A 4,715-nucleotide genomic window follows, 5' to 3' on the forward strand; every position below is an offset into this window, starting at 1 on the left:
TAGTATTTGGACTGTTAGAAGGATGGTGGAAATTCAGGGATTATGAATTACGACCAGATTATCCTTTGTTGAGTAGAGACAAATGGCATCATGTTTTGAGAGAAACGGGTTTTACTGAAGTAGTTACTATGCCAGAAGTGGAGGGAATGGCAGAAACATTGTCAGAGCAAACGGTAATTGTAGCTCAAGGCTCTCAAAGGAAGTTAGAAAAAAGGAATGATGGTTCTAAGAGTTGGTTGATACTGGCAGACTCTCAGGGAGTAGGGCAACAGTTAGCTACTTTACTCCGCTCAGTAGGAGAGGTTTGTACTTTAGTATTTGCAGGAGAAAAGTATCAACAGATAGCTCCGGGAGAATTTAGTATTAATCCTAATCAAGCTAAAGATTTTGAGGAAGTAATAGAGATAGTGGCAGGGAAGTCACCATCATTGTATGGAGTGGTACAATGTTGGACGACTGAAGCCGGAGTGGGTCAAGGGATTAATTCTGAGGAGTTAGGAAGTTTATCGAAGTTAGGGTGTGGCACAACTCTATCTTTAGTACAAGCATTGGTGAAAGCAGGGTTATCAATGGTTCCTCGATTATGGTTAGTGACAAGTGGTGCTCAAGCTGTGCCGTCAAATCATCCGGTCATACCAGGAGTAGCTCAATCTTCGGTGTGGGGAATGGGGAAAGTAATCAGCTTAGAACACCCAGAATTAAACTGTACTCGTATAGATTTAGACCCAGAGGAGACTTTAGAGGGTCAGGCTGATGCGCTATTTAAAGAAATTTGGTCGGAGGATAGGGAAGACCAGGTAGCATGGCGTGGGGATGGTCGTTATGTGGCTCGCTTGGTGGGTAGTCATCATCGGCAACCAGTGGCACAACAGTTGGTGCCATCACAACCATTCAAACTAGGAAGTTCCCAGAGGGGTAGTTTGGATAACTTAATCCTAGAACCAGTTACTAGACGTTCGCCAGGAGCAGGGGAAGTAGAAATTAGAGTTAAGGCAACAGGATTGAATTTTCGTGACGTTCTCATAGCCTTGGATATTTATCCAGGAGAGCCTGTAATGGGGGGAGACTGTGCGGGTGAAGTAGTAGCTGTAGGACCGCAAGTCAAAGATTTTCAAGTAGGTGACTTAGTTATGGCTATGGCTCAAGGCAGCTTTAGTCAGTATGTAACTGTTGATGCTACCTATGTAGTTATTAAGCCCGAAAATTTGAGCTTTGAAGAAGCAGCATCTGTTCCAGCTAATTTTTTAACAGCTTATTATACTTTGCATCATCTGGCTAAGATTAAGGGTGGCGATCGCATTCTCATCCATGCTGGTGCCGGAGGTACGGGAATGGCAGCAGTTCAAATCGCACAGCAGGCAGGAGCTGAGGTTTTGGCTACAGCAAGTCCGCCCAAATGGGAAGCATTACGAAATATGGGTGTTAAACATATTATGAATTCCCGGACATTAGAATTTGCTGACCAGGTGATGGAAATAACTCAAGGTCAAGGAGTGGATATTGTACTTAACTCTCTGACTTCTGGGGAATTTATTAGTAAGAGTATGTCAGTGGTAACTCAGAGTGGTCGGTTTGTGGAAATCGCCAAGCGAGGAGTATGGGATTCAAGCAAAGTAGCAGCTCTCAGACCGGATGTATCTTATTTTGTGGTGGATTTAGTCAAAGAGTCAATAGAGCAACCGGGATTAATCAATTCTATGTTGCAAGGGTTGAAAGAGGAATTCGGAAATGGTTTACTACAACCACCACCAATAAAGGTATTTTCAATAGAGGAAGTCATTGATGCCTTCCGTTATATGCAGCAAGCCAAACATATAGGCAAGATTGTGGTGAGTCAAACACAACTTGCTGATGCTGGGACTCAAAAGCCTTTAAGTTTCCGTAATGATGCTAGCTACCTGATTACAGGAGGTATGGGAGGTTTGGGCTTACTGGTAGCTAATTGGATGGTGTCAAAGGGGGCTAAACATTTGATATTGTTAGGACGCCGTTCACCGGATGATGCTGCTATCGAAAAGATAACAGAGTTAGAAATGGCAGGAGCGTCCGTGGTAGTGGAAATAGCCGATGTATCTGATGGGGAATCGATCAGAGGTGTGTGGCAGAGAATTGAGGAGTCAAATAGACCCTTAGGAGGAGTGATTCATTCGGCGGGAATGTTATCTGATGGAGTGCTACAAAACCAGAGTTGGTCTAGTTTTGAGCGGGTGATGGCACCGAAAGTGCAGGGTGCTTGGCATTTGCATCAATTGAGTCTCAATCAATCATTGGACTTTTTTGTGCTGTTTTCTTCGGGAGCATCTCTGTTGGGTTCACCGGGTCAGGGAAATCATTCCTCTGCTAATGCTTTTCTTGATGGTTTGGCTCATTATCGTCGAACTATGGGGTTACCGGGATTGAGTATTCATTGGGGAGCAGTTTCTCAAGTGGGAGAGGCGGCTGAACGGGGTGCAGATGTGAGGGCAAATAAGCAGGGGATGGGTGTAATATCTCCGGCTCAGGTATTGGAGTCTTTAGAACTATTGATGAGTGGTTCGGATGTAGAAGTAGGGGTGATGCCTATTGATTGGTCTCTGTGGCAGGAGAGAGTGACGCAGTGGCGGTTTTTGGCGGATTGGCAGGAAACTATATTGGAGGTGGCAGAACCATCGAAGTCAGATTTTCTGTTAAAGTTAGAGGCTACACCACCTAGTGAGCGTCGTTTGTTGTTGGTGGCTCATGTGCGTCGTCAGGTGGCTCAAGTGTTGGGAATTAGTCATCCTGAATCAATTGCTTTGGAAACAGGGTTTTTTGATTTGGGTATGGACTCTTTGACTTCTGTGGAGTTGAGGAATAAGTTGCAAAGTAGTTTGAAGCGATCGGTACCTTCGACTCTGGCTTTTGATTATCCAAAGCTTAATAAGCTAGTAGATTACTTGGCTCAACAATTAAACTTAATAGATGTTCAACAAGAGGATACTGAGTTGCGATCGCCTAACTTACATGAAGAAAAATCATCCGAGTTATCAGACACTAGCCCACTGACAGAAGTTGAATTAGAAGAATCATTTCTTAGAGAAATTGAAGAATTAGAAAAATTAATTTAAATAACAATAGGTTTTGTGGGTCAACCTGGAAATTATATCAAACACCCACACAACTTACTAAAACTACTTGTAAACTTACTTTATTAAGACAACATGAATGAGAAACAAACACAAAAAAAAGAACGAAACTTACCTTTAGAAAGAGCGATTAAAGCCCTCAAAGATGCACGCTCAAAACTAGAAAGGTACGAAAATCAAAGGAAGGAACCAATCGCCATAATTGGAATGGGTTGCCGTGTTCCAGGAGGCCCATCTACCCCTGAAGCCTTCTGGGAACTTTTACAAAACGGAGTAGATGCGATTACGGAAGTGCCACCAGACCGATGGCCTATTAATAAATATTATGACTCTGACCCTACCGCTCCTGGTAAAATGTCTACTCGTTATGGAGGCTTCATGGAGCGAATACAAGAGTTTGATACTAATTTCTTTGGTATTTCTCCCAAAGAAACAATTCATCTAGACCCTCAACAGCGATTACTTCTAGAAGTGAGTTGGGAAGCCTTAGAGCGTTCAGGAATAAATCCTCAAAAACTTACAGGAAGCTCTACTGGTGTATTTATTGGTATTTCTAGTAATGACTACATTCACAGGATATCCGGCCAAGGCCTTGAAAACATTGACGCCTATATGGGTTCAGGAAATGCCCACAGTACAGCATCAGGAAGAATTTCTTACTTTTTCGGACTCAAAGGCCCTAGTTTAGCAGTAGACACAGCTTGTTCTTCTTCTCTAGTCAGTATCCATGTAGCCACCACCAGTTTAAGAAATAGAGAGTGTAATTTAGCTCTAGCGGGAGGAGTAAATGCATTAATATCTCCAGGGTCTAGCATCAATTTTTCTAAGGCAGGAATGTTATCTGCCGATGGTCGATGCAAGACTTTTGATGCTACCGCAGATGGATTTGTCCGTGGTGAAGGATGTGGTATGGTCATACTTAAGCGTTTTTCTGATGCTGTAGCCGATGGGGATAAGATTCTGGCAGTGATTCGGGGTTCTGCCATGAACCAAGATGGAGCGAGTGGGGGGTTGACGGTACCTAATGGGCCATCTCAGCAAGCAGTGATTGGTCAAGCCTTGGAAAATGGAGGAGTAGACCCAGCTAGTATCAGTTATATAGAGGCTCATGGCACAGGCACATCTTTGGGAGACCCTATTGAAGTGGGAGCAATAGGAACGGTATTTGGTAAAACTCACTCTCAGAAGCAACCTGTAATCATTGGTTCAGCCAAGACTAATATTGGTCATTTGGAGGGAGCAGCAGGAATTGTAGGTTTAATGAAGGTAGTTTTGCAACTGCAATATCGTAAAATAGCTCCATCACTGCATTTCAAGCAGCCAAATCCTTATATTAATTGGGACCAATTACCGGTACAAGTCGCAACTAAGCTGACCTCTTGGCCGACAAATGGTAAAAGTCGCATAGCTGGGGTTAGTTCTTTTGGTTTTAGCGGCACCAATGTTCATGTAGTTATAGAAGAAGCTCCCTCTCAAGTCAAAAGTCGGAATAATGTTGAACGTCCAGTTCATCTATTAACTCTGTCAGCCAAAACCGAAAAGGCTTTAGAAGATCAGGTCAGTAATTATCAAAATTATCTAGAAACTAATCCCGAGTTAGCCCTAGCAGAT

General features: G+C 43.2%; 2 protein-coding genes. Both read left to right on the forward strand.

Annotation, left to right across the window (positions count from 1 at the left end):
- A partial coding sequence (locus tag F6J99_RS42300) for an SDR family NAD(P)-dependent oxidoreductase (protein WP_293122742.1) occupies positions 1–3,086 on the forward strand: 3,086 nt, incomplete at its 5' end.
- A 93-nt stretch (positions 3,087–3,179) separates the two neighbouring features.
- On the forward strand, positions 3,180–4,715 hold a 1,536-nt coding region (locus F6J99_RS42305; protein ID WP_293122744.1), incomplete at its 3' end, for a polyketide synthase.

The sequence above is a fragment of the Moorena sp. SIO4G3 genome, assembly GCF_010692305.1.
Taxonomy (GTDB): Bacteria; Cyanobacteriota; Cyanobacteriia; order Cyanobacteriales; family Coleofasciculaceae; genus Moorena; species Moorena producens_A.